At 74.7% G+C, this 19,132-nt stretch carries 14 protein-coding genes; 9 read left to right on the forward strand and 5 right to left on the reverse strand.

Features of this window, described 5'->3' with window-relative positions:
* Both AC07DW_RS20080 and AC07DW_RS20085 read left to right on the forward strand, forming a co-directional pair.
* Window positions 1-1,188: SUKH-4 family immunity protein (locus AC07DW_RS20080; RefSeq protein WP_478859004.1), on the forward strand; the 1,188-nt coding region annotated here is incomplete at its 5' end.
* Window positions 1,189-1,267: 79 nt separating this feature from the next.
* Window positions 1,268-2,128, forward strand: coding sequence for a cellulose-binding protein (locus AC07DW_RS20085; RefSeq protein WP_478859005.1), 861 nt, complete (start codon window positions 1,268-1,270; stop codon window positions 2,126-2,128).
* A 31-nt stretch (window positions 2,129-2,159) separates the two neighbouring features.
* On the opposite strand, the gene AC07DW_RS20090 is transcribed toward AC07DW_RS20085, so the two are convergent.
* Complete coding sequence (locus AC07DW_RS20090; RefSeq protein WP_478859006.1) at window positions 2,160-3,719, reverse strand: MFS transporter; 1,560 nt, start codon at window positions 3,717-3,719, stop codon at window positions 2,160-2,162.
* Between the two features lie 51 nt (window positions 3,720-3,770).
* Window positions 3,771-5,216 carry a DUF2079 domain-containing protein gene (locus tag AC07DW_RS20095; RefSeq protein WP_478859007.1) on the reverse strand — a complete coding sequence of 482 codons (1,446 nt, stop codon included), beginning with the start codon at window positions 5,214-5,216 and terminating at the stop codon, window positions 3,771-3,773.
* A 279-nt stretch (window positions 5,217-5,495) separates the two neighbouring features.
* Here AC07DW_RS20095 and mfd point away from each other — a divergent pair, with 279 nt between their 5' ends.
* Together mfd and AC07DW_RS20105 are read left to right on the forward strand one after the other, a co-directional pair.
* Window positions 5,496-9,026 carry a transcription-repair coupling factor gene (gene mfd, locus AC07DW_RS20100; protein WP_478859008.1) on the forward strand — a complete coding sequence of 1,177 codons (3,531 nt, stop codon included), beginning with the start codon at window positions 5,496-5,498 and terminating at the stop codon, window positions 9,024-9,026.
* A gap of 98 nt (window positions 9,027-9,124) precedes the next feature.
* A complete protein-coding gene (locus tag AC07DW_RS20105; RefSeq protein ID WP_478859009.1) occupies window positions 9,125-9,940 on the forward strand; it encodes a hypothetical protein in 816 nt (271 codons plus the stop codon).
* A 162-nt stretch (window positions 9,941-10,102) separates the two neighbouring features.
* Here AC07DW_RS20105 and AC07DW_RS20110 read toward each other — a convergent pair whose 3' ends face one another.
* Window positions 10,103-10,657 carry a TetR/AcrR family transcriptional regulator gene (locus AC07DW_RS20110; RefSeq protein WP_478859010.1) on the reverse strand — a complete coding sequence of 185 codons (555 nt, stop codon included), beginning with the start codon at window positions 10,655-10,657 and terminating at the stop codon, window positions 10,103-10,105.
* A gap of 88 nt (window positions 10,658-10,745) precedes the next feature.
* Between AC07DW_RS20110 and AC07DW_RS20115 the strand changes: the two genes are divergently transcribed.
* Both AC07DW_RS20115 and AC07DW_RS20120 read left to right on the forward strand, forming a co-directional pair.
* Window positions 10,746-11,606, forward strand: coding sequence for an SCO6745 family protein (locus AC07DW_RS20115; RefSeq protein ID WP_478859011.1), 861 nt, complete (start codon window positions 10,746-10,748; stop codon window positions 11,604-11,606).
* Window positions 11,607-11,628: 22 nt separating this feature from the next.
* Window positions 11,629-12,399, forward strand: a complete 771-nt coding sequence (locus AC07DW_RS20120) for an HNH endonuclease family protein (protein ID WP_478859012.1) — start codon at window positions 11,629-11,631, stop codon at window positions 12,397-12,399.
* A 376-nt stretch (window positions 12,400-12,775) separates the two neighbouring features.
* Here the strand turns inward: AC07DW_RS20120 and AC07DW_RS20125 are convergent, their stop codons facing one another.
* Both AC07DW_RS20125 and AC07DW_RS20130 read right to left on the reverse strand, forming a co-directional pair.
* Entirely contained in the window at window positions 12,776-13,546 is a 771-nt protein-coding gene (locus AC07DW_RS20125) for a hypothetical protein (RefSeq protein ID WP_478859013.1), read from the reverse strand.
* A gap of 70 nt (window positions 13,547-13,616) precedes the next feature.
* Entirely contained in the window at window positions 13,617-14,513 is an 897-nt protein-coding gene (locus AC07DW_RS20130; RefSeq protein ID WP_478859014.1) for a DUF4190 domain-containing protein, read from the reverse strand.
* 184 nt (window positions 14,514-14,697) lie between these two features.
* On the opposite strand from AC07DW_RS20130, the gene AC07DW_RS20135 reads away from it, so the two are divergent.
* The 3 genes from AC07DW_RS20135 to AC07DW_RS20145 all read left to right on the forward strand — a co-directional run bounded on the left by AC07DW_RS20135 (window position 14,698) and on the right by AC07DW_RS20145 (window position 19,088).
* A complete protein-coding gene (locus tag AC07DW_RS20135; protein ID WP_478859015.1) occupies window positions 14,698-16,797 on the forward strand; it encodes an N-6 DNA methylase in 2,100 nt (699 codons plus the stop codon).
* 108 nt (window positions 16,798-16,905) lie between these two features.
* The gene (locus AC07DW_RS20140; RefSeq protein WP_478859016.1) at window positions 16,906-17,574 is read left to right on the forward strand and encodes a hypothetical protein; all 669 of its coding nucleotides are present in this window, start codon (window positions 16,906-16,908) and stop codon (window positions 17,572-17,574) included.
* Window positions 17,571-19,088: a protein kinase domain-containing protein gene (locus AC07DW_RS20145; RefSeq protein ID WP_478859017.1), complete on the forward strand. Its 1,518-nt coding sequence runs from the start codon at window positions 17,571-17,573 to the stop codon at window positions 19,086-19,088. Before AC07DW_RS20140 ends, AC07DW_RS20145 begins: the two co-directional genes overlap by 4 nt.
* The last annotated feature ends 44 nt before the right edge of the window (window positions 19,089-19,132 follow it).

Consider the following 19,132-nt stretch of genomic DNA (forward strand, 5'->3'; position numbering starts at 1 on the left):
GGTCCCGGCACGCCTCCCCCGCCCGGTCCTCCGGGCGCGCCGGGTGGTCCCGGTACTCCGCCGCCGCCGGCGCCTCCCGGCCCTCCCGGTGGTGGGGTGCACCACGCGGCGACGATGCTGGCGCAGCCGGGCCCCGGCGGCGGGCCCGGTCCGCTGCCGCCGCCGGGGCCGGTTCCGCCCGCGTACGGCTACCCGCAGGCGCCGCCCACCGGTCTGCCGACCGTGGGCCCCGGCTACCAGGCCGTGCTGCGCTACCGCGCGCCCGACGGGTCCGAGGCCCAGCTGATCCGCCGCTCGGCGCCCGGTACGCCGCACCCCGAGTGGCAGATCCTGCACGAGCTGCGGGCGATGAACGTGCCGCCGCAGCAGGTTCTGGAGCTGCACACCGAGCTGGAGTCGTGCGAGCTGCCCGGCGGTTACTGCGCCCGGATGATCCGGGAGACGTGGCCGCAGGCGCGGATCACGTCGATCGCCCCGTACGGGCGCGACCACGCGAGCCGTCAGCAGGGAATGGGGCAACTGATCGCCCACCAGGGTGAGTTGCACCAGGTGGCGGACGGGCCGGCGCGTCCGGCCCCGTTGCGGGTGCCGCTGCCGCCGGTGCAGCCCGTGCCGCCGGTTCCGCCGGAGGCCGTCGCGCAGGAGCTGGTCGGCGCGTTCGGGCCGCAGGGGATCTGCCGGTTCGACCAGCGGGCCGTGTCGCGCCAGGGCGTGCCGGAGCTGGTGGCCCGCACGCTGGTGTGGGCGGGGCTGCCGGCGGACTTCGGGCCGTTCTTCTGGGCGCAGCCGGCCCAGCCGGTGGTGCCGACGCTGGCCGAGCTGGCCGCGCAGCGGCAGGTGCGGCCGGCGTCCGACGCGGGTTCGTACCTGGTGATCGGGTCGGACTTCGGGCGGGCGATCTGTGTCCAGTACGGGACGGCGCACATCGTGGCCGTGCCGGTGGAGGCGGGTCCGGACGGGCGGCCGGTGGCGCCGCAGTTCGTCAACAGCGGGCTGCCGGAGTTCACCCGGTCCCTGGGGCTGCTGGGGCGGATGTGGCGGTTGCGGTTCGGGCTGACGCCGGAACAGGCGGGTCGCTGGACGGTCGATTTCCAGGCGCAGCTGGCGATGCTGGACCCGGCGGCGCTGTCGTCGCCGGAGAGCTGGTGGTCGGTGCTGCTGGAGCAGATGTGGGACGGGCTGCTTTAGGACGGAGCTTGGCGCACGGGCGCCCCTTTCCCCCGGTTCCGGTTGTTGCATCCTTGAGCCGGGGAAAGGGGCGTCAGTCATGAGCGGATTCGCTGTCGTATGGGGGCGCGGCTACCGGGCCGAGCAGGTGGACCGGGCCGTCGCCGGGCTGGAGTCGGATAGGGACGCCGCGCGGCGCCGGGCGGACGAACTGGCCGCGCGGGCCGGGGAGCTGGCGGCGGAGGCGGTGCGCCTGCGGGAGTTCATCGCGGAGCTGCCGCCGCAGCGGTACGAGACCTTGGGGCGGCGGGCGCAGCGGATCCTGGCGCTCGCGGAGGAGGAGGCCGACGCGCTGCGGGCGGACGCGCTGGAGGAGGCGCGACGCCTGGCGGACGAGGCGGAGGCGGCGGCGCGGTCGCTGCGGGACGCGGCGCGCGAGGCCGCCGGGGCGGTACGGGGCCGGGCCGAGGAGCGGGCGGAGGAGACCGTCGCGGCGGCGCGGAGCACGGCGGCGGAGCTCGCGGCGGGCGCGCTCGCCGAGGCGGAGGAGCGGCGGGGCGAGGGGCTGGCCGCGCTGCGGGAGGCCCGGGAGCGCGCGGAGCGGCTGCTGGCCGAGCAGGAGGCCCGGCATGCCGAGCGGTGGCAGGCGGTGGAGCGGGAGGCGGCCGGGCGGGAGGCGGAGCTGGCGCGGCGCCTCGCGGAGCTGATCGGCGGGGCCGAGGAGCGGCTCGCGGCGGCGGAGCGGCTGCTGGCGGCGGTGGCCGAGCGGGCGCGGCACGATCAGGAGGAGGCGGACGCGCGGGCCGGGGCGCTGCTGGCGGAGGCGCGGCTGCGGGCCGAGCGGGTGGAGCGGGAGACGGAGCGGATCCTTCGGGAGCACGAGACGGCCCGCGACGAGGTACGGGCGCACATGGCGCACGTCCGCAGCAGCCTGGCGGCGCTGACGGGCCGTACGGAGTGACCCCGGCGCCCCGCCCGGCGGGGCACCGGGGTCAGGCGGGCCGGTCGTCGTCCGTGCGGACGGGGAAGCGGCGCGGGGCGAGGGTCAGGAGGACCACGAGCGCCAGGGTCCCGGCCGCGGCGGCGCCGACGTACACGTACTCCACGGCGGCGTCCACCGCGCCGGGGGTGAGCGCGGCGGGGTCGTCGAGGCCGCCCTCGGTGAGGCGGGTGGCGAGGACGGCGTTGGCGACGGCGCCGAAGAGCGCCGCGCCGAGGCTCTGGCCGACCTGGCGGCAGAAGAGGACGGACGCGGTGGTGGTGCCGCGTTCGGCCCAGGGGACGGTGGACTGGACGCCCACGATGAGCGGCAGCTGGAACAGGCCGAGGGCCGCGCCCAGCAGCAGCATGAGGAGGGCCGGCTGCCACGGTTCGCCGGGATAGGGCAGCAGCGGGAAGGCGAGGAGGACCAGGACGGCGAACGACATGCCGGTGACGGCCGTGAGGCGGAAGCCGATGCGGTTGTACACGCGGTCGGACAGCGCCGCGGTGACGGGCCAGGACAGGGTCATCGCGGACAGCACGAACCCCGCGGCGATGGGTCCGAGGCCCAGCACGGTCTGGGCGTAGGTGGGGAGGAACACCGTCGGCGCGACCATCAGCAGGCCCAGCGCGCCGAGGGAGAGGTTGACCGCGGCGATGGTGCGGCGGCGCCAGACCCAGCCGGGGATGATCGGTTCGGCGGCGCGGCGTTCGATCAGGACGGTGGCGGCCATGAGGACCGCCGCGCCCGCGAACAGCGCCAGGGACGGCGGGGAGAGCCACGGCCAGGCCACGCCGCCCTGGACGAGGGCGGTCAGCAGCAACGTACCGGTGGAGAAGATCGCGAGGGCGCCCGGCCAGTCGACCCGGACCTTGGTGCGGCGGGTGCGGGCGGGTTCGGCGAGGTGGCGGACGATCAGCCAGAGGGCGACGCCGCCGACGGGCAGGTTCACCAGGAAGATCCAGCGCCAGTCGGCGTACCCGGCGAGCAGTCCGCCGAGGGCCGGTCCGGCCACGGAGGAGGTGGCCCAGACGGTGGAGAGCCGGGCCTGGATCCTGGGACGCTCCTTGAGCGGGTACAGGTCGGCCGCGATGGTCTGCACGGTGCCCTGGAGCGCGCCGCCGCCCAGCCCCTGGACGATCCGGAAGGCGATGAGGGACTCCATGCTCCACGCGGCGGCGCACAGCAGCGAGCCGATGAGGAACAGGACTGTGCCGGCGACCAGGACGGGTTTGCGGCCGAAGGTGTCGGAGAGCTTGCCGTACACCGGGAGGGTGACGGTCACCGCGAGCAGATAGCCGGAGAAGAGCCAGGAGAAGACGGTCAGCCCACCCAGGTCGCCGACGATCTGCGGTACGGCGGTGGAGACGATCGTGCCGTCCAGGGCGGCGAGGGCCATGCCCATCATGAGGGCCGCGACGACCGGTCCGCGCCCGCGGGGTGCGGCGGCGGTTGCGGGGCCGTGCGCCCGGCGGGGGGTGGCGCCGTCGTCGGTACGGTCTGCTCGGCCGGCGGCGCCGCTCACGTTCTCCCCCAGACGTCGGGATGCATGTATGCGGCAGCATTCCATGCGGGGGTGGTGGCGTCACGGGGGTGTACCGGACCGTGGACCGGGGGATCGTCAGGTGCGCAGTCGCAGGAGCAGGTAGCCGCCCGCCTCGCCGGCCAGGCGGTAGCGGGCCGCGGGGTGGAGCTGCCGGGCGTAGGCGTGCGGGTCGCGCACCCAGCCGGAGGAGTTGTCGAGCGCGATCCAGTCGGGCGTCTCGCCCCGGCTGGCACCCACCCACAGCACCCGGCACCGGCCGGCCAGGCGGCTGATCGGCCCGACGTTCGCCTCGACCGTCGCACCGTCGGGGACGCGGGCGAGGAGTTCCCCGGCCGCGACGACCCGCGGGGACGTGCGGTAGGTGGCGGTCTCGCTGAGCGCCGAGAGCGGCAGCGAGGGGGTGAGGGCGAGCGCGGCGGCGGCGGCGCAGGCGGGCAGCCGGTCGGCGTACTCGCGCAGCCAGGGGCGCGCGCTGCGGCGCGAGGTGTCGGCGGCATCGGCGAGGGCGAGGAACAGGACGGGCATCAGCACGGCGCTGTAGTGCCAGTCGGTGGACCAGTAGTGGTCGTCGCCGGACAGGAACCGCCAGCCCAGGGTGGGGGCGCCGGCCAGCAGGAGGGGGGAGCGCAGCGCGAGCAGCCCGGTGGTGGGCAGCAGGAGCCAGACGAGGGTGCGCAGCTTGGTGTCGGCGCCGGCGAAGGGGGAGGGCCCGTCGTCGACCTTGGTCCAGTAGTCGTAGCCGCCGGTGGTGTTGAAGGCGGGGATGACGGTGGTGAGGGTGAGGATCACGGCGGCCGCGCCGAGGACGGCGACGCCGGTCGCGTACGCGGCGGCGCGGCGCGAGTCCCGGCGCGCCCGCCAGGCCACCACCAGGGCGATCGTGGCGAGGGTGGCGCCCAGGTCCTCCTTGACCAGGACCAGTGGCGCGGCCCACAGGAGCGCGGTCCGCCACCGCCTGCGCAGGACGGCCTCGAGGGAGAAGGCGATCAGCGGGACGGCGAAGCAGATCTCGTGGAAGTCGAAGTCGGCCGCCTGCTGGATGCCCCAGGACAGGCCGTACGCGACGCCGGTCGCCGGCCCGGACGTCCGGCCCAGCAGCCGGGTGGCGGCGCGGGTGACGGGTATCGCGGCGAGGGCGAACAGCGCGGCCTGGGCGAGCAGGAGGGTGACGGGGGTGGGGAAGAGCCGGTAGGCGGGTGCGAGCAGGGCGGTGACGGGGCTGAAGTGGTCGCCCAGGATGTTGGTCCCCGGGCCCTTGAGGTCGGCGACCGGTGCCTGGAGGTGGGCGTAGCCGCGGACGGCCTGCTCGAAGATGCCCAGGTCCCAGGAGCGGGTCTCCATGCGGCGGTACCGCAGCACGGAGAGGGTGCCGTACGCGGCGAACAGCGCGAGCGCGAGGAGGTACGGCGCGCGGTCCGGCCAGGTCCGCCGCCGGGTTCCGGGCGGGGACGGACGGCGCGCGCCGGGTATTCGGATCTTTCCGGTGCCACCGGCGGGCGGGGCGAGGACGGCTCCACGCATGGGTGGGGGGCTCCTTCGGGTCACGTGCGGGTGCGGGGCCCGGTGGGGTGGTCGGTGGGCTTCCGGTGGGGCCGGAGGGGCCCCTGGCGTATACGTCCGGGGTGACGGTTGCGGTTGACACTTTGCCGCACGGATTTTCGGACGCTTCGGGGGGCGCTCCGTGGGGCGGGAGAGGTTTCGGGGGCGGGTGTCGGACCGACGTCGTACGCTGGAAACCCCCCGGCCCGTGAGACGTGTCGGGCGGTTCGCGTTGCCCACCCCCCTCGGATGGAAGCCTTCATGAGCCTGCACGGTCTGCTCGACGCCGTCGTCAAGGACCCCGCCCTCGCCGAAGCGGTGAAGGCCGCCGCCGACGGTCACCGGGCCCACGTCGACCTGGTCGGCCCGCCCGCGGCCCGTCCCTTCGCGCTCGCCGCGCTGGCCCGGGACGCCGGCCGCCCGGTGCTCGCCGTGACGGCGACCGGCCGGGAGGCGGAGGACCTGGCGGCCGCGCTGCGCACCCTGCTGGACCCGGACACCGTCGTGGAGTACCCGTCCTGGGAGACGCTGCCGCACGAGCGCCTCTCGCCCCGCTCCGACACCGTGGGCCGCCGCCTCGCCGTGCTGCGCCGCCTGGCCCACCCGTCGGCGGACGACCCGGCGACCGGCCCCGTCTCGGTGGTCGTGGCGCCCGTCCGCTCCGTGCTCCAGCCGCAGGTCAAGGGCCTGGGCGACCTGGAGCCCGTGTCGCTGCGCACCGGGCGGCAGGCGGATCTGAACGACATCGTGGAGGGCCTCGCCGCCGCCGCGTACACCCGCGTGGAGCTGGTCGAGAAGCGCGGCGAGTTCGCGGTGCGCGGCGGGATCCTGGACGTGTTCCCGCCGACGGAGGAGCACCCCCTGCGCGTCGAGTTCTGGGGCGACGACGTCGAGGAGATCCGGTACTTCAAGGTCGCCGACCAGCGGTCCCTGGAGGTCGCCGAGCACGGCCTGTGGGCGCCGCCGTGCCGCGAGCTGCTGCTGACGGAGCCGGTGAAGGCGCGGGCGGCGGCACTCGCCGAGGCCCACCCGGAGCTGGGCGACCTGCTCGGCAGGATCGCCGAGGGCATCGCGGTGGAGGGCATGGAGTCCCTGGCCCCGGTCCTGGTCGACGACATGGAGCTGCTGCTCGACGTACTGCCCGAGGGCTCCATGGCGGTGGTGTGCGACCCGGAGCGGGTGCGCACCCGGGCGGCCGACCTGGTGGCCACCTCGCAGGAGTTCCTGCACGCCTCGTGGGCGGCGACCGCGAGCGGCGGCCAGGCGCCCATCGACGTCGGCGCGGCCTCGCTGTGGGGCATCGCGGACGTCCGGGACCGGGCGCGCGAGCTGGGCATGATGTGGTGGACGGTGTCGCCGTTCGCGGCGGACGACGAGCTCGACGAGGACACGCTGAAGCTCGGCATGCACGCCCCCGAGTCGTACCGGGGCGACACCGCCCGCGCCCTCGCCGACACCAAGGGCTGGCTGGCCGACGGCTGGCGGACGGTGTACGTCACCGAGGCGCACGGCCCGGCGGCCCGCACGGTCGAGGTGCTGGGCGGCGAGGGCATCGCGGCCCGCCTGGACGGCGACCTGAAGGACATCACGCCGTCCGTGGTGCACGTGGCCTGCGGCTCGATCGAGTACGGGTTCATCGACCCGGTGCTCAAGCTCGCCGTCCTCACCGAGACCGACCTGTCCGGGCAGAAGGCGGCCGGCAAGGACGGGCAGCGGATGCCGACGCGGCGCCGCAAGACGATCGACCCGCTCACCCTGGAGGCCGGGGACTACATCGTCCACGAGCAGCACGGCGTGGGCCGCTACATCGAGATGGTGCAGCGCACCGTGCAGGGCGCCACCCGCGAGTACCTCCTCGTCGAGTACGCGCCCGCCAAGCGCGGCCAGCCCGGCGACCGCCTGTACATCCCCACCGACCAGCTGGAGCAGGTCACCAAGTACGTCGGCGGCGAGGCCCCGACCCTGCACCGGCTCGGCGGCGCCGACTGGACCAAGACCAAGGCCCGCGCCAAGAAGGCGGTCAAGGAGATCGCCGCCGACCTGATCAAGCTGTACAGCGCCCGTATGGCCGCGCCCGGCCACGCCTTCGGCCCGGACACCCCGTGGCAGCGGGAGCTGGAGGACGCCTTCCCGTACGCGGAGACCCCCGACCAGCTGTCCACCATCGCCGAGGTGAAGGAGGACATGGAGAAGACGGTTCCCATGGACCGGCTGGTCTGCGGCGACGTCGGCTACGGCAAGACGGAGATCGCCGTGCGCGCCGCGTTCAAGGCGGTGCAGGACGGCAAGCAGGTCGCGGTCCTCGTCCCGACCACGCTGCTCGTGCAGCAGCACTTCGGCACGTTCTCGGAGCGGTACTCGCAGTTCCCGGTCGTCGTACGGGCGCTGTCGCGCTTCCAGACGGACACGGAGGCGAAGGCGACGCTGGAGGGCCTGAAGGACGGCTCGGTCGACATCGTCATCGGTACGCACCGGCTGTTCTCGTCCGAGACCAAGTTCAAGGACCTGGGCCTGGTCGTCGTCGACGAGGAGCAGCGCTTCGGCGTCGAGCACAAGGAGCAGCTGAAGAAGCTGCGCGCCAACGTCGACGTGCTCACCATGTCCGCCACCCCGATCCCGCGCACCTTGGAGATGGCGGTGACCGGCATCCGGGAGATGTCGACCATCACCACGCCCCCGGAGGAGCGGCACCCGGTCCTCACCTTCGTCGGCCCGTACGAGGAGAAGCAGATCGGCGCGGCGATCCGCCGCGAGCTGCTGCGCGAGGGGCAGGTCTTCTACATCCACAACCGGGTGGAGTCCATCGACCGGGCGGCGGCCCGCCTCCGCGACATCGTCCCCGAGGCCCGCATCGCGATCGCCCACGGCCAGATGACCGAACAGGCCCTGGAGCAGGTGGTGGTGGACTTCTGGGAGAAGAAGTTCGACGTCCTGGTCTCCACGACCATCGTCGAGTCGGGCATCGACATCTCCAACGCCAACACCCTCATCGTGGAGCGCGGTGACAACTTCGGCCTGTCGCAGCTCCACCAGCTGCGCGGCCGGGTCGGGCGTGGCCGCGAGCGGGGGTACGCGTACTTCCTGTACCCGCCGGAGAAGCCGCTCACGGAGACCGCCCACGAGCGGCTCGCGACGATCGCCCAGCACACCGAGATGGGCGCCGGCATGTACGTCGCCATGAAGGACCTGGAGATCCGCGGCGCGGGCAACCTGCTGGGCGGCGAGCAGTCCGGCCACATCGCGGGCGTCGGTTTCGACCTGTACGTGCGCATGGTCGGCGAGGCGGTCGCCGACTACCGCGCCTCCCTGGAGGGCGGTGCGGAGGAGGAGCCGCCGCTGGAGGTCAAGATCGAGCTGCCGGTCGACGCGCACGTCCCGCACGACTACGCGCCGGGCGAGCGACTGCGCCTCCAGGCGTACCGGGCGATCGCCTCCGCGAACTCGGAGGAGGACATCAAGGCGGTGCGCGAGGAGCTCACCGACCGCTACGGCAAGCTCCCGGAGCCGGTGGAGAACCTCCTGCTGGTGGCCGGCTTGCGGATGCTGGCCCGCGCGTGCGGTGTCGGCGAGATCGTCCTCCAGGGCCCGAACATCCGGTTCGCCCCGGTGGAGCTGCGGGAGTCGCAGGAGCTGCGCCTGAAGCGCCTCCACCCCCGTACGGTGATCAAGGCGCCCGCCCGCCAGATCCTGGTCCCCCGCCCCACCACGGGCAAGATCGGCGGCAAGCCGGTGGTGGGCCGCGAGCTGCTGTCGTGGACGGGCGAGTTCCTAACCACGATCCTGGGGTCGTAGGGCCTGGAGGGGCGCGGCCGGGCGGGTGAGTACGGGGTGCCGGGCGCTGAGCAGGAATACCTGTGGCCGGCCGCCGGTCCGCGATCAAGACTGCGGTCATGACACTTTCCAGGGACAGCGCCCCGCCCGCCCCATCCGCCCTCGGGGGCCGGACACGCGGACCGTCCCGCGGGCGGCGGGGCGCCGCGCTCGCCGTGCTGTGCGCGCTCGCCCTCGCCGCCTGCGGCACCGAACGAGCCGGTGAACGGGGTGCGGGCGCCGGATCCCCGGACCCGGCCGCCCCGGCCGCGGCGGGACCGGCCGTCACCTCGCCGGCTGCCGCCGCACCCGCCGTCGCCCCGCCCGACGCGGCCGACGGGGCGACGGCCGCCGAGGAGGCCGAGTACCTGGCGTTCATGGAGCTCCTGGTCACCGTCGGCGAGCCGTGCGCCGGGGACCGCCCGGCCCCGGAACTCGGACCGGAACCGGGACCCGGATCGGGGCCGGAACCCGGGCCGGGATCCGAGCAGCCCCCCGTGGCCCCGCCCGCCGCCGGGGGGCCGCTGCCCGTACCGGACGAGCCTCCCGCCCCGTCCGCGCCCCGGGACCCGGAGGCCGCGAAGCAGGAGCAGGAGCTGTCCTCCGCGGAGGAGTGCGACGCCCGCCTGCACGCCCGCCGCGTCACGCAGGCCCTCAGGGACACGACCGGCCCGACACCGCGGAAGGTCGAGGAGATCCTGCGCGGCCTCGGCTACCTCGACGAGCGGATCCTGGGCCTGCGGAGCACCGGTGGCGCCGTGGAGTTCACCCTGGACCTCCGGATGATGGACGGACGGTTGTGCCTGTCGGGCAGCACCACCGGCACGAAGACCGTCATCGATCCGTACGGCGCCTCCACGGAGGTCGGCTGCCTGGACGTGCGGCGCCACCGCTGAACCCCGGCGGGCGCTCGTGCCCCGTCCCCGGCCCGCGCATCGCCGCGCCGGGTCCCCGCCCCGTGCGCCGCGGCGGCCCGGTCGCGCGGCCACCGCGGTGACGACGCGTCCGGGACCGGCGCGGGGGCGGGAACGCATCGGCCGGCCGTGGGAGATCGCCGGTCAGGCTTTGAAGAGCATGCCGGTGAGCGCCAGGAAGACGTCCTCCGGGGCCCGGTCGCCCACCGGGCCGGTGAGGTTGTGGGTCAGCAGCAGGGTGGCGAAGCCGTGGGCCAGGGACCAGGCGGCGATGCCCGCGAGTTGCGGGTCCTCCTCGTCGACCGCCCCGGCCACCGCCTCCCGCAGGCGGTCGCCCGCACGGGACCTGGCCTCCTGGAGCGCGGGGTCGTCCGGCCGGTGGAGGTCCGGCTGGAACATGACCTGGAAGTGGGCCGGGTGGTCCATGGCGAAGCGGACGTACCGCACGCCCGCGTCCCGCAGGCCCGCCGCGTCCGCGAGGCTCGCCGCCAGGAGGCCGAAGCCCTCCGCCGCGACGGCGGTGAGGAGGCCGGCGCGGTCCTTGAAGTGGTGGGCCGGGGCCGCGTGGGAGACGCCCGCCCGGCGGGCGAGGTCGCGGAGGCTGAGGGCGGCCGGGCCGTCGGAGCCGATGACGTCGAGGGCGGCGGTGAGCACGGCCCGCCGCAGGTCGCCGTGGTGGTAGGCGCGCTGACTGCTCATGGGGCCACCGTACGCTCAATCTAGTCATTGACAAGTCGGGGGCGAGGGCGGACGCTGAATCTGGACAGTGACTAGACGGAGGCGTGGCATGGACCAGGACCTGGGTCGCGTACGGCAGTTGTGGCACCTGCTGGAGCCCCTGCACGCGGTGCTCTACTACGCGCCGGAGGCCTTCGAGGAGGCCGCCGCGCTCGGGTACGGGACCGAGGAGCGCTGGCCGTCCTACTTCGCGTGGCGGGCGGCGCCGCTGGGGCCGGTGGGCGCCGGGCCGGTGGCGTCCGCGTTCTACGGCTTCAGCCCCGCGATGGTGGAGCGGTACGTGCCGGCCGCGTGGCAGGTCGCCGCGCCCGGGGACGTCCTGGTGGCGCGACTGCGGGCCGTGGACCGCTTCTACCGGCGGCTGCTCGGGGAAGAGGTGGGCGCGCTGAAGGAGGCCGCCGCCCTCGCCCGGCGCGCCGCCGGGGCGGCCGTCCACGCCGGGCGGCCGCTCGCCGCCGCCAACGCCGCGCTGGAGTGGCCCGAGGAGCCGCACCTGGTGCTGTGGCAGGCCGCGACCGTGCTGCGCGAGCACCGAGGGGACGGCCACCTCGCCGCGCTGCTCACCGCCGGGCTCGACCCGGCCGAGTCGCTGGTCTCCTTCGCCGCGGTCGGCGCCGCCTCCCGGGAGGTCTTCGCGAGCCGGGGCTGGAGCGGCGAGGAGTGGGAGGCCGCCCGTGAGCGGCTCACCGCGCGCGGGCTCGTCACGGAGGCGGGCACCGCGACCGAGGCGGGACGTGCGCTGCGCGACGAGGTGGAGCGCCGTACCGACGAGTTGGCCGCGGGGCCCTGGGCGGCGCTCGGCGCCCAGGACACCGCGCGGCTCGCGGAGGCGCTCGGCGGCGTGTGGCTCGCCGTCATCGGCAGCGGCCTCCTGCCGGGCGAGAACACCCTGGGCATCGGCAAGGTGTAGCCGCGGCGCCTACCATGCGGGAATGCCCATGACACGGAAGCCGCCCCGGCCGTCGGTGCTCACCGCCGCCGCGACGCTCGCCGCGTCGCTCGTCACGGGGTGCGGGGCGGGCGGCCCGTTGGACGGTGGCGGGTCGCCGGGGCCCGGACCGGCGCCAGCGGGGCGGACCGCCCCGCTGGACAACCCGGACGGCACGAAGCCGGGCCTCGCGCCCCTCGTGTCGGACGCCGACCGGGCGGAGGCCCGCCGACTCGTCGAGGCGCTCGCCGTCAAGGGGCGCGGCCCCAGGACGGGGTACGACCGTGACGAGTTCGGGTACGCCTGGATGGACACCGCCGACGGCGTACCGCTGGCCCGCAACGGCTGCGACACCCGCAACGACCTGCTGCGCCGGGACGGCAGGGAACTGCGCTTCCGGTCCGGTTCCGACTGCGTGGTCGTGGCGATGACGCTGCACGACCCGTACACCGGCAAGGACATCGCCTGGAAGAAGGCCGAGGCGGCCGAGGTGCAGATCGACCACGTCGTGCCGCTGTCCTACAGCTGGCAGATGGGAGCCTCCCGCTGGCCGGAGGGCAAGCGGGCCCGCCTGGCCAACGACCCGTTGAACCTGCTGCCGGTGGACGGGCCGACCAACAGCCGTAAGGGCGACTCCGGTCCGGCGTCCTGGCTGCCGCCGGAGACGTCGGTCCGGTGCGCCTACGCGGTGCGGTTCGCCCAGGTGGCGGAGAAGTACGAGCTGCCGGTCACCGCCGCGGACAAGGACGCGATGCTGCGGCAGTGCGGCGGTTGAGGCGTGAGCTGCAGGGGCCGCTGTGGCTGATGCGTGGCCTGTGGTCCGGGTTCATACCGCACGACCCGATCGGCCGGGCCGCCATCGGGCGGATCGTGGCGGAGCTGCCGGAGTACGTGCTGGTGGCCACCGGCGCCGACGGGGCGGTGGTGGCGCGGCCGTTCGGCGTTCCGTACGGGGGAAGGGTCTCTCCGTCCGGATGCCGGCGGCGATGCGGGACGACGCGCGGGGGCTGGGCTTCGGTGAGGACGTCGCGCCGGTCCGGCCCAGCGGCTAGCACTGTAGGCGGCGCGGGCACACGGAAGAGCCGGGCAGGCCGTCCCCTCCGACGGTCCGTCCGGCTCCCCCGTGCCCCCCGTGCCCCCCGTGGGCCTCGTTACTCCGCCCCGAGCTCGTCGAGGTCGAGGATGTCCTTGGCGGCCGGCTTCTTCGCCGGGACCGGCTTGTCGTAGTCGAGGAAGGACATGGTTCCCGGCTCCTCGCCGCCCTTCTGCTCGATCTTCAGCAGGTAGGGCCGCCCCTCGGTGGCGACGTAGAACCTGTACGTCGTGTCACCGTCCTTCTCGGTGAGCGTCAGCGCCTTCTTGCCGTTGACGGTGGTCTCCTCGCCCCGCTGCGCGAGACTGACGCCTGTCTCGAACTCGGCGAGCATCGCGTCCAGTTCGCACATCTCAAGGCTGTCCTTGGCCTCCGGGTCGGTGACGTCGGTCTGCATCCAGCGGCCCTTGAGCATCTTCAGGACGGCTTCCGTCTCCTCCTTGGAGCCGCCCTTGTTCTGGTCGCGCAGGAAGGCCTCGTCGAAGCGCATGTAGGCGACCTTGCCGGTCTTGATCAGCTCCATGGTGCCGGTGGCGCCCATGGTCATGGTCCCCGCGCACCGGCCCTGGGTGTCCAGCGCCATGAAGGCCTTGATCGGGCCGTCGGCCGTCGTGAGGTTCGCGTCGAGGGTGAGGGAGCCGGCCGTCTTGGTCGCCTTGACGGCCTTGTTGGCGATCTGCGGGCCGGACAGGCCGGGGAAGGGGCCGGCGTCCTTCGCCGTGCCGCCGGCGGAACCGGACGTACCGCAGGCCGTGAGGGCCAGCGCGGCGGCGACGCAGAGGACGGCCGGGACGGGACGCTTGAGGGTGCGGGCGACGGTGGAAGACATGGGGGTGCTTTCTCCGGATAAGGGGGAGCGGGGGAGGGAAGTGCGGGGAGGGGAGGCGCGGCGGGGCCGGTCAGAGCTTCAGGTCCCACTGCGTGGCGTCGTAGTCGAAGCCGGGGGTGACCTCGACGGTCAGCGACTTGGCGTCGGCGGGGGCGTCGAAGGCGTACTTCACCGTGGCCTTCTTGCCGGGCAGGATGCTGCCGGTGAAGCCCGTGCCGTAGGTCTCGCCGTCGAAGATCTCCTCGGCGGTGACCCCGTTCTCACCGGCGCGGGCCCCGACGGTGAGGCCGTCGGTGGAGAACTTCTTCTTGCCGGCGTTCTCGACGGTGATCGTCAGCTCGTAGACCTTGTTGCCCTCGGTGTGGCCGATCGCGAACTCGCCCGCCTTGGCTGACGTGGCCGCGGAGACGGTCACCTGGAGGTCGTCGTCGTAGACCGAGGTGTCGTCGGCGGCCAGGGGCTTGCCCTTGTCGCCGTCCTCGGCGGTCCCGGCGGATCCGGCGTCCTTCCCGGCGGCGGGGGCGCCGCCCTTGCCGGCGGCCGGGTCCTTCGGGGCCGTGCTGCTCGATGCCTTGGTGGCCTCGTTCACCGCGTCGTCCACGACCTTGTAGAGGATGACCGCGCCGACGACCGACAGGATCATCGCGATCAGGCCCAGGACCGCGCCGGCCGTCGTGACGCCCTTGTTGGCGGCCTCCCCGCGCTTGACGCGGCCGCGGCCGGCCAGGCCGAGGACCAGGGCGATGAGACCGAGGATGCCGGCCAGCCAGAACATCAGCGGGATGACGCCCGCCAGGGTGCCGATGATGCCGAGGATCAGTGCCGCGGTGCCCAGTCCGTTACGGGCGGGTCGCGGCGGCTGCTGGTGGACCGGGGCGCCGTACTGGCCGCCGGGGTCCCCGCCGTACTGGCCGGTGCCGGGGTAGGGCTGGGTGCCGTGCTGGGGCTGCTGCGAGAAGTCGGACATGGATGCCCTCCGGGACAGTGACATAGCTGTGTACCGGGGCTTTGCAGCTGCCCCGTGTGGCGACGGGTCAATAAGACCAGAGTGTGTGAACCGAGTCAACACGGTTCACAGTGTGGAGCTTCGATCACATTGTGAAGCGGAGGGTCTTGTGTACAGCTGTAGGATCGGCGCCACAGCGACAGACATGGGCGAAGGGAGTCGGCCGGTGCCGGACAACGCAGCAGAGGTGACCGCGGCCGGGATCGCCCGCCTCGCCGGAGTGGGACGGGCCGCGGTCAGCAACTGGCGGCGCCGGCACGCCGACTTCCCCAAGCCCGTCGGCGGCACCGAGACCAGTCCGTCGTTCGCGCTCGCCGACGTCGAGCGCTGGCTGCGCGTCCAGGGCAAGCTCGCCGAGGTGCCGCTGCGCGAACGGGTCTGGCAGCAGATCGCCGGCCATCCCGCCGGGGCGGTCACCGCCCTGGTGCACGCGGGGTGCGCCCTCCTCCTCGTACGGGAGAGGTCCAGCGGCTGGCTGGAGATGACCGCCGTGTCCGACGAGCGCATGACCGAGCTGCTGCCCGCCGCCCTGGAGGAGATCCTCACGCTCCGCCTCGGCCCCGAGCGGGCCGTCCCCACGCCGAACCCGACCGAACTCGCGCCCTCCGTCCCGCTGCTGCGTGCCGCCACCGAGCTCGCCGCCGAGGCGGGCGCCCGGCAGGCCTTCGAGTTCCTCCTCGGCCGTCACCTGGACGCCAACCCGCGCCAGTACACCCTCACCCCGTCCGGCCCGGCCGCCCTCATGGCCGAACTCGCCGGACCGGCCGACACCGTCCTCGACCCCGCCTGCGGCACCGGCGCCCTGCTGCGCGCCACCGCCACGCCCGCCGCCCTGTACGCCCAGGAGACCGACCGCGACCTGGCCGCGCTCACCGCGCTCCGCCTCGCGCTGCACTCCGGCGCCGACGTCCGCGCCCACGCCGGCGACTCGCTGCGCTCCGACGCCTTCCCGCGGCTCACCGCCGACGCGGTGCTCTGCCACCCGCCGTTCAACGAACGCAACTGGGGCCACGAGGAACTGGCCTACGACCCGCGCTGGGAGTACGGCTTCCCCGCCCGCACCGAGTCCGAACTGGCCTGGGTGCAGCACGCCCTGGCCCGGCTGCGGCCCGGCGGCACCGCCGTCCTGCTGATGCCCCCCGCCGCCGCTTCGCGCCGCTCCGGCCGCCGCATCCGCGCCGACCTGCTGCGGCGCGGCGCGCTGCGGGCGGTCGTCGCACTGCCGGCCGGGGCGGCACCCCCGTACGGCATCCCGCTCCACCTGTGGGTGCTGCGCAAGCCGGTCGCGGGCGCCCCCACGTCGCCCGCGCTGCTGGTCGTCGACACCGCCGAGCACACCGGCGCGGGCCGCGACAAGCTCGACTGGCCGACCGTCCACACCGCCGTGCTCGACGCCTGGCAGCCCTTCGACAAGCACGGCACCGTCGCCGAACGGCCCGGCGCCCACCGCTGCGTCCCGGTCATCGAACTCCTCGACGACGACGTCGACCTCGCGCCCGCCCGCCACCTGCCGCCCCCGGCCGCCGCCGGCGGGGCGGAGGAACTGGCCGGGGTCCGCGACCGGTTGACCGCCGTACTGCGCCGCACCGGCGAGCTGACCCCGCCGCCCGCCCGTACCGCCTCCCACCCGGAGGCCGCCCGCCTCCCCGGCGTCACCGTGGGCGAACTGGCCCGCACCGGCGCCCTGGAACTGCGCGCGGGCGGATCCGGAACCGCCCCCGGAACCGGATCCGCCCCCGGAACCGCGACCGGCTCCGCCGTGCCCGTCCTCACCGAGCAGGACGTCCTGGCCGGCCAGGCCCCCTCGGGGACCCTCCCCGAGGGCACCGGCGAGGAGCCCGTGCTCGTCCGCGCCGGTGACGTCGTCGTCCCGGTGCTGGGCGGCGGGTCGGTCGCCCGCGTCGTCGACGACACCGCCGAGGGCGCCGCCCTCGGCCGCAACCTCCAGCTGCTGCGCCCCGACCCGGCGGCGATCGACCCCTGGTTCCTGGCCGGCTTCCTGCGCGGCACCGCCAACAACCGGCAGGCCAGCAGCTACGCGTCCACGGCGACCCGGCTCGACGTGCGGCGCCTCCAGCTGCCCCGGCTCCCGCTCGCCGAACAGCGGCGGTACGGGGAGACGTTCCGGGCGCTCGCCGAGTTCGAGGAGACGCTGCGCCTCGCGGGGCGGCTGGGTGAGCGGCTGGTGCGGGGCATGTACGACGGGCTCACGGACGGCACGGTCGAGGCCGCACCGGGCGATTGATCATTTCCACAACGGTTCGTACAACCCCGGCGCCGCTGTCGGTGTCGATGTATACGCTCGTCCTCTCGTCCGACTCGCCGGGTCGGCACACGTCCTCCAGGAGCAGTAATGCACGGCCACGGCCACGCACCGCCTCAGCCAGGGCGACCCGCCGACGGCACGCTGGTCGCCCTGCGCACGCTCTTCGTGGCCCTCACCGTGCTGAGCTGCGGGTTCCTCGCCTGGACCCCGCTGCTGAGGCTGGCCGTCGTCACCCGCAAGGTTCTCGACTGGGTCCTGTTCTGCGTGGTCCTGCTGTCCGGCGTCGGCATGTTCGTCTTCCTGGGCGAGTCCGTGCCGGAGGACGAGCGGCAGGAGATGAGCGACGGCTCGGCACTGTTCTTCGGAGGGTGGATGCTGGTCACCATCCTGGGCGTCACCATCTACTACCTGGTCGCGGAGATACGGCACTACGGGCGCGCGAGCGCGCCCGCCGCGGTCTTCGGGCCGCCGCCCACCACCGGTTACGGCTACCCGCAGGTCGCACCCCCGGCCCAGCAGACCTACCCGCGGCCGGTGCAGCCCCAGCCGCACCACCCGACGCCGCCTGCCGCGGCCGGCCCGGTCCCGCCCCGGCACCAGCCGCAGACCCAGCAGCAGCCGCACCAGCCCCAACCCCAGCAGCCGACCTCCGCCAAGCCCACGTCGCAGCGCATCCACCAGGTGCGCGCCGAGCTCGACGAGCTCAGCGACCTCCTCCGCCGGGAGCCGCAGGATCCCTGGGAAGAGGGCAAGTGAACGGCCGGGTGATCGCCGGGCGGTACGAGCTGTCGACCGTCATAGGGCAGGGCGGCATGGGCCAGGTGTGGACCGCCTACGACGGGCGGCTCGACCGCCGCGTCGCCGTCAAGCTGCTGCGGCCCGACCACATGGCCGCCGCCACCGGCGCCGACGAGATGCGCCGGCGCTTCGTCCGCGAGTGCCGGGTCACCGCGCAGGTCTCCCACCCCGGGCTGGTCACCGTGCACGACGCCGGCAGCGACGACGACGACCTGTACCTGGTGATGCAGTACGTGGAGGGCGCCGACCTCGCCGACCACCTCGCCGAGCACGACCCGTACCCCTGGCAGTGGGCGGTGTCCGTCGCCGCGCAGCTGTGCGCGGTGCTCGCCGCCGTGCACGCCGTGCCGATCGTCCACCGCGACCTCAAGCCGCGGAACGTCATGGTCAAGCCCGACGGCACGGTCACCGTCCTCGACCTGGGCGTCGCTTCCGTCATCGACACCGACACCACCCGCCTCACGCACACCGGTTCGCCCATCGGCAGCCCCGCCTACATGGCGCCCGAGCAGGCCATGGGCGGCGCCGTCGGCCCGTACACCGACCTGTACGCGCTCGGCGCGCTGCTCCACGAACTGCTCAGCGGCAACGTGCCGTTCGCCGGCTCCACCGCCCTCGGCGTGCTCCACCGCCACCTGTACGAGCCGCCGCTGCCCGTCCGCCAGCTCCGCCCGGAGGTCCCCGAGGCGCTGGAGGCCCTGGTCCTGCGGCTGCTGGCCAAGGACCCGCAGCACCGCCCGTCCGGCGCGCAGGAGGTGTACGAGGCGCTCGCCCCGCTGCTTCCCGGGCGCGGTGTGCCGACCGGCCCGCTCGACCCCACGCGCCCCTTCCTGCGCCCGCACGCGCCGTGGCCGGACCGGGTCACCACGCCCGCGCCCGTGCCGCAGCCGCCCGCCGCGACCCGCCCCGACGTCGCGGCCGCCGTGGAGGAGGTCAAGCGGCTGCTCGGCGAGGGCAGCATCACGCAGGCGGTCGACATCCTCGGCGGGATCCTCCCGGCCGCCGCCGCCGAGCACGGCGAGCACTCCCCGGTCGTCCGGATCCTGCGCAAGCAGTACGCGACGACGCTGATGGACGACGGCCAGTTCCGGCGGGCCCTGCCCGAGTTGCGGAGGCTGGCCGACGACCGGGCGGCGGAGGCGGGCCCGGCCGATCCGCAGACGCTCCAGTTCCGGTACGACGCGGCGCTGTGCCTGGAGCAGCTGGGCGAGACGGCCGCCGCGCTCGCCGAGTACCGGGCGGTCCTGCCGTACTACACGGCCAGCGGGACCGCCGCGACCGACCCGGCCCGCGCGTTCGACATCCGGCACCGCATCGGGCACCTGCTCCTCGCGATGGGCGACCACACCGCGGCCCAGCAGCAGTTCCAGAACCTGCTGTACGACACGGAGCGGGTGTACGGCCCGTACCACCCGCTGCCGGCGGAGCTGCGCCGGGCGCTGGAGCGCCAGCGGCAGATGCGCGGCGTGTGACCCGGCGGCCGGCCGGCCCGGGCGCCTCCGCCGCCCCGGGCGCC

The organism is Streptomyces sp. NPDC045701, assembly GCF_056432045.1.